The organism is Salinivibrio sp. SS2, from assembly GCF_001722075.1.
Taxonomy (GTDB): domain Bacteria; phylum Pseudomonadota; class Gammaproteobacteria; order Enterobacterales; family Vibrionaceae; genus Salinivibrio; species Salinivibrio proteolyticus.
The window spans coordinates 37093-43801 of sequence record NZ_MEBP01000078.1 but is presented as its reverse complement, the minus strand read 5'-3'; the positions used below and the strand labels follow the sequence as shown (position 1 = coordinate 43801).

The window sequence follows — 6709 nt, the reverse complement described above, 5'->3', positions numbered from 1 at the left end:
CTTATCTTCTCGCTTCCTTCAGACCCTGCCGTTGGCCAGCAACGCCCTTGCGAGTCGGATTATCTTCCCCTCAGTCGGGGCGATTCAGGTTTCTTTCAACCTGACGGGTTTGCCAGCTTCGCTGGGCAAACAAAAAACGGGCCATTTGGCCCGTTTTGCTTGTAAGGACAGTGTCGTTATCAGCTAACACTACTTATACTGGCTTTTGATTTCATCGAGCGCCCCGCTTGCAATCGCTTTATCTACCCCAGCTTGCAATTTCTCTACATAGCTATCAGGGGTGCTTTTGCTCAGGCTATAATACAATTGCGCTTCACTCAGCACATACACCACTTCAAACTGACTTGTGTCCACATTGTTTTGACTCATGATGAAGGAGCTGACGTTTTCTTCATACGCCCACATATCTACGCGGCCCGCTGCGAGCTGTTTAGCCAGCAAGTCTGCTTTAGGTGAGAGACGCAATGCGTTATCGCTAACGCCTAGGCTGCGCAACAAATGCTCACCGACATCGTCACGTACCACCCCAACTTTGTAGTTGGCAAAGTCGCTGCCGCTGTTAATGGTGATCCCTTTACTTTTCGGTGCCCACACGACAATTTTGGTATCTGTGATGGGACCTACCCACTTAAACTTATCTTCGCGCTCTTCCGTTCGGGTGGTTGAAAACAGTACCGTGTTTGGCTCAGACAATGCGGTAGCATAGCCGCGCGCCCAAGGTTGGATCTTAACTTGATCACGAGTAATCGGCTCACCCGCTGCTTCGGTAGCCGCTTCGAGGAAATCCACGGCAATCCCTTTCAACTGCCCGTTCTCTTCATAGTTAAAAGGGGGGTAAACCTCTGTGATATAATTTAAGTCGCTTAGGTTGGCAGCAACTGTCGTAGTTGAAAACACCAGTAAACTGGCGGCGATGAGTGACTTCATTGGACTACCTCTTTGTTGTTCATTCCATAAAAACAGACGCCCAGCCAATATTATTATTCGGGTAACCCGTACTTATATGTGACGCCATTTCTTGGTTGCCACAACATGGTGTTCATGCGGTTGTGGTTTAACCACATACAAGCACCGTGCTAACCGTTATCACTGGTGAGTATAGTCAGCGAAAAATCACCCTGCGTAATTTTAAACACGGCTGTGAGCTATTCCCCAAGTTTGTTTTCTGACAATTCAACACCTTGATGCATATAGCGATATCTCATGCTTGCGCGTTAGTACGAATGTTTACACTCAGCACACGCAAAAACATGATGGTTGACGCCCACATCTACGCAAAAAAGTTGAATTGGGTCACCATTAATGACTAAACTTTACCCCTTGTTTCATATAATTGCTCAATTAGGCCGCATTAATAATGCGTACTTTAACGATTAAGGTTATCGAGTGAGCAATAAAGTCAGTCATATTCCAGCCTGGACAATGCCGAGTCTGATAATCCATGAATAATCAAAAGCGACCTCTTTACATTCCCTATGCGGGGCCTGCGTTACTCGAAACTCCGCTTCTCAACAAAGGCAGTGCGTTTAGCGTCGAAGAACGTAAGTTTTTTAACCTCGAGGGCTTGCTACCCGATGCCATTGAAACCATTGAAGAGCAGACCGAGCGCGCCTACCAGCAGTACCAACGCTTTGAAAACGATATCGATAAGCACATTTACTTGCGCAATATTCAAGATACCAACGAGACATTATTTTATCGCTTAGTGTCGAACCACATCACCGAAATGATGCCAATCATTTATACGCCAACGGTCGGTGCTGCCTGTGAGAACTTCTCTAATATTTATCGTCGAGGCCGTGGGCTTTTTATCTCTTATCCAAACCGCGATCGGATTGATGATGTTTTAAACAACGCATCACGCCACAACGTGAAAGTGATTGTCGTTACCGACGGTGAGCGAATTCTTGGTCTTGGCGACCAAGGCATCGGCGGCATGGGCATTCCAATCGGAAAGCTGTCTTTGTACACCGCGTGTGGGGGCATTAGCCCAGCGTATACGCTTCCAATCGTGCTCGATGTAGGCACCAACAATCCACAACGTCTGTCAGATCCTATGTACATGGGGTGGCGCCATACTCGGATCAGCGGTCAAGATTACGACGACTTTATTGAAGAATTCATCCAAGCGGTGCAGCGTCGCTGGCCGGATGCACTCATTCAGTTTGAAGACTTCGCACAGAAAAATGCGATGCCTATTCTTGAGCGATACAAAGACAAAGTGTGCTGTTTTAACGACGATATCCAAGGGACGGCCGCCGTCACCGTGGGTTCGTTAATTGCTGCCTGTAAAGCCGCTGGCACTAAGCTCTCCGAGCAGCGTATCACCTTCCTTGGAGCAGGTTCTGCCGGCTGTGGCATTGCTGAAGCCATCATTGCCCAAATGGTGTCGGAAGGGATTTCCGATCAAGAAGCGCGTGCGCGTGTCTTTATGGTTGATCGCTGGGGCTTACTCATTGATGCCATGCCAAACCTACTCGACTTCCAGCAAAAACTGGTTCAAAAGAGCAGCGCATTAAAAGATTGGCAATTAGAAGACAATAATATCTCACTATTGGATGTGGTACGTAATGCCCAGCCAACCGTGCTCATTGGTGTCTCTGGGGCGCCGGGCCTCTTTACCGAAGAGGTTATTAAGGCCATGCATGATAATTGTAAACGGCCGATTATCTTCCCCCTATCAAACCCAACCAGCCGGGTTGAAGCCACTCCCTTTGACATTCTTCGCTGGACAGACGGGCAAGCACTGGTTGCGACAGGTAGTCCGTTTGAACCCGTGCGCCTAGACAATGGTAAAACCTTCCCAATCGCGCAATGTAACAACAGCTATATCTTCCCGGGTATCGGCCTTGGTGTCCTTGCAGTGGACGCCACTCGCGTGACCGATGGCATGTTAATGGCTTCTTCACGTGCACTTGCTGAATGTTCGCCATTAGCGAAGCGCGGCACCGGAGCCTTACTTCCTTCACTGGAAGATATCACTTATGTGTCAAAGCAAATTGCTTTTGCGGTTGCGAAACAGGCCATTGAAGAAGGCGTTGCCGCCGAGCTGTCTGATGAGGCATTGAAAAAACGCATTGATGATAGCTTCTGGGAACCCAGATACCGTGAGTATAAACGCACGTCGTTTTAACCAGCGGTTGACACAAAAAGCTCCTTTCGAGGAGCTTTTTTTGCTAGGATTCCATTCACTTGAGGCGCCAACCTTGACGCCTTATCCGCATGGCATTTCTGAAAGGGACAGTAAGTAGTATGGCGATCCGGCGCCTCGCACGATTGGTGTTTATCGCAGTGATTTTCGCACTGGTTACTATGGTAGCTAGTGACTTAGCGATCACACTCAATGCGCGTGACCGCGTTTACACCGACGTTGACGACCTGCCCAAACGTCAAGTGGCATTAGTGCTTGGTACCAGCAAGTATATTGGTAAAACCCCGAATCCTTACTATACCCACCGCATCGAGGCCGCAGAGGCACTGTATAAAGCGAACAAGGTGAGTCATTTACTCTTAAGCGGCGATAATGCGCACCGCTCCTATAATGAACCTTGGACCATGAAGCGCGACCTACTGAAAGCCGGGATCGCAGACAACGCCATTCACCTCGATTATGCTGGTTTTCGTACACTCGACTCCGTGGTTCGAGCCAAAACGGTGTTTAGCTTGGCCCGCTTTACCGTCGTCAGCCAGCAGTTTCACTGTGAGCGAGCCTTATTTCTTGCTGACGTGAACAATATTGATGCGATTTGCTATGCCGTAGCAAGCCCACAAGGCTGGGCTGGCATAAAGATCCGTTTGCGTGAAGTGCTCGCACGCACTAAAGCCGTGTTAGATAGCTTTATCCTTAATGTGAAACCCAAGTTTACCGGTCCGAAAGAGCCAATTGATGGTGTCACCGCTACCGAATCGTAAATGGGTACAAATCCACCCTTTCTTTCTCTTTCCTCTCACAAATTTCACATCTTTTTAATCAAGCGTTCAAAAAGTAGCGTGCAATCGATTAACACCCTCTTCAATAAGGCGTATATTAGCGCCGTCTGACACAGCAGGTTCTGTGCAGTGTTTAAAACATAATAATACGTGCCGCATTGCACGATGACGTTATAACAAAAAGGAAGCCCTATGGATGTGCAATCTTTGACCTCCCAATCCTCCGGGTTGGATAGAAAAGCGTGGATCCTATTTGCCGATATCGCACTCTTTTTCGCGCTGTACTACAGCCTACCCTTTGACCCTCAAGTGACCACAGGTCTTAGCCTTCTCGTCTTTATCGCGGTGCTCTGGCTAACTGAAGCTATCCATGTCAGCATCACTGCCATTCTCGTTCCCATTCTGGCGGTCGTCTTAGGGGTATTTGAAACCCCAGCAGCGATGGCGAATTTTGCTAACCCTATCATTTTCCTATTCTTGGGTGGCTTTGCCCTTGCCGCGGCATTGCAATCACAAGGGCTGGATCAAGCCATCGCCAATAAGGTACTGACGGTCGCGAAAGGAAAAATGTCCGTTGCCGTGATGATGCTGTTTGGGGTCACCGCGGCCTTGTCAATGTGGATAAGCAACACCGCTACCACGGCGATGATGCTGCCGCTTGTACTCGGCATTTTACGTAAAGTCAGTAACCAAAAAGATCATGGAACCTACGTGTTTGTGTTACTGGGGATTGCTTATTGCGCGAGTATCGGCGGGATTGCGACCATCGTCGGCAGCCCACCCAATGCGATTGCCGCAGCAGAAGCGGGACTGAATTTTGTTGGTTGGATGAAAATCGGATTGCCTATCACCTTGGTATTGCTGCCGATCGCCGTCTTGGTGCTCTATGTGTTGACCAAGCCTAATTTAAGCCATGCATTTGAGACAGAGAAGCGTCACTTCGAATGGACGCTGCCTCGCTTAGTCACCATGGGGATTTTTGCACTCACCGTCGCGGCATGGATCTTTAGCAAACCACTGAACAGCCTACTAGGCGGCCTCAGTAAGTTTGACTCCATCGTCGCGTTGTCTGCCATTGTGCTGCTGGGTGCTACCCGTGTCGTGAAATGGAAAGAGATCGAAAAGACTGCTGATTGGGGCGTTTTGCTCCTTTTCGGCGGCGGGATTTGTCTAAGCAACGTACTCAAAGCCACAGGGACAAGCCTATTTTTGGCTAACCACCTAAGCAGCGCCCTTACCGGCTCTGGCATCTTCTTCACCATGTTAGGTGTCGTCGCCTTTGTGATTTTCCTGACGGAATTTGCCAGCAATACCGCCAGTGCTGCCTTACTCGTCCCTGTGTTTGCCACTATTGCAGAAGCGTTAGGTGTTTCCCCTGTGGCGCTATCTGCACTGATTGCGATTGCGGCATCCTGTGCCTTTATGCTGCCGGTCGCGACACCGCCAAACGCCATTGTTTTTGGTTCCGGTCATATCGAACAGCGTGACATGATGCGTATTGGTTTGTACCTAAACATTATTTGTATCATGGTTTTAGCCGTCTTTACTTGGTTATTCTGGTAACCCTGTTCAATCACACTACCTAGCATATGCGCTAGGTAGTGTTTTTCTCCTCTACTCTCACCCCGAAATTGTTTCAATAGAGTTTCAGGTTTACACTATTGCGACGCTTCATTAACCGTAACTAACTATGGCATTTGCAGAAATTACAGGCTGGGGAAAGTGTCTTCCTCCGGCCGTGCTGACCAATGATGACCTCAGCACAATTATTGAAACAAACGATGAGTGGATCCGCTCCCGCACCGGTATTGAGTCACGCCGAGTCAGTCATGTTGAAACTTCAGATCTTGCCACCGTGGCCGCTCAACGTGCGCTGGCCGCTGCCGGGATTGAGGCAGCGCAGCTTGATCTACTGATTGTTGCAACCTGCTCACCGGATACCTTAATTCCTAACATTGCCTCCAAAGTCCAAGGTAATCTTGGTGCAGTGCGGGCGGCGGCATTTGATATGAATGCGGCCTGCACCGGCTTTCTCTATGGCCTAGAAACCGCAACCAAGATGCTTCAAGCCGGCCATTATCAGCATGCGCTGATCATCGGGGCTGAACACTTAACGTGGTACCTCGACTGGAGCAAACGTGATACTGCGGTGTTGTTCGGTGATGGCGCTGGCGCGGTGGTTATTAGTCAAACCGATCAAGAAGTAGGCCTTCTCGACGCCCAGCTCGGATGCGACTCAGCAGGACGCGATGTGTTGGCAATTCCTGCTTTTGGCACCGCGATGGACAGATTTGATCCGCAAAATGGTCACTTCGCGTTTGACTTTATCGGCCGCGACATTTTTAAACGGGCTGTAAAAGGAATGGGGGCTGCCGCGAACCAAGTGTTATCGCGTAATCAGCTCAGCGCTGAACAAATTGACGTGGTGGTTCCTCACCAAGCCAATAAACGCATTATTGAAGCACTTTGTGACCACGCAGGCATTGGCCTAGATAAAGCATTTGTGAATATTCAGCACTATGGCAACACCTCGGCAGCAACCATTCCTATCGCACTCTGCGAAGCGGTGGAACAAGGTGTAGTGAAACCCCATAGCCAATTACTGACCGCCGCGTTTGGTGCTGGTTTAACTTGGGGAGCGGGATTGATTCGTTGGGGTGAACGCACCACGCCACTGCAACAATCGGATGCGGAATTACCCGCCACAGATAAAACCGCGCTCGAGCTACTTGCCTACGCGGTTGATCAATGTCAGAACCGCCAAGCCTAGCCCCAACGC

At 49.4% G+C, this 6709-nt stretch carries 6 protein-coding genes; 5 read left to right on the top strand and 1 reads right to left on the bottom strand.

Annotated elements, in window-relative coordinates; genetic code table 11:
* A partial coding sequence (locus tag BGK46_RS17745; RefSeq protein ID WP_217492731.1) for a hypothetical protein occupies positions 1–187 on the top strand: 187 nt, incomplete at its 5' end.
* Between the two features lie 2 nt (positions 188–189).
* On the opposite strand, the gene BGK46_RS08660 is transcribed toward BGK46_RS17745, so the two are convergent.
* Positions 190–927, bottom strand: coding sequence for a substrate-binding periplasmic protein (locus BGK46_RS08660; RefSeq protein WP_069588540.1), 738 nt, complete (start codon positions 925–927; stop codon positions 190–192).
* Between the two features lie 514 nt (positions 928–1441).
* On the opposite strand from BGK46_RS08660, the gene BGK46_RS08655 reads away from it, so the two are divergent.
* The 4 genes from BGK46_RS08655 to BGK46_RS08640 all read left to right on the top strand — a co-directional run bounded on the left by BGK46_RS08655 (position 1442) and on the right by BGK46_RS08640 (position 6700).
* Positions 1442–3133, top strand: coding sequence for an NAD-dependent malic enzyme (locus BGK46_RS08655; RefSeq protein WP_069588539.1), 1692 nt, complete (start codon positions 1442–1444; stop codon positions 3131–3133).
* A gap of 119 nt (positions 3134–3252) precedes the next feature.
* A complete protein-coding gene (locus tag BGK46_RS08650) occupies positions 3253–3912 on the top strand; it encodes a SanA/YdcF family protein (protein ID WP_069588537.1) in 660 nt (219 codons plus the stop codon).
* Between the two features lie 210 nt (positions 3913–4122).
* Positions 4123–5493, top strand: a complete 1371-nt coding sequence (locus tag BGK46_RS08645) for an SLC13 family permease (protein ID WP_069588535.1) — start codon at positions 4123–4125, stop codon at positions 5491–5493.
* Positions 5494–5620: 127 nt separating this feature from the next.
* On the top strand, positions 5621–6700 hold the full coding sequence (locus BGK46_RS08640) for a ketoacyl-ACP synthase III (RefSeq protein ID WP_069588533.1): 1080 nt from the start codon (positions 5621–5623) through the stop codon (positions 6698–6700).
* The last annotated feature ends 9 nt before the right edge of the window (positions 6701–6709 follow it).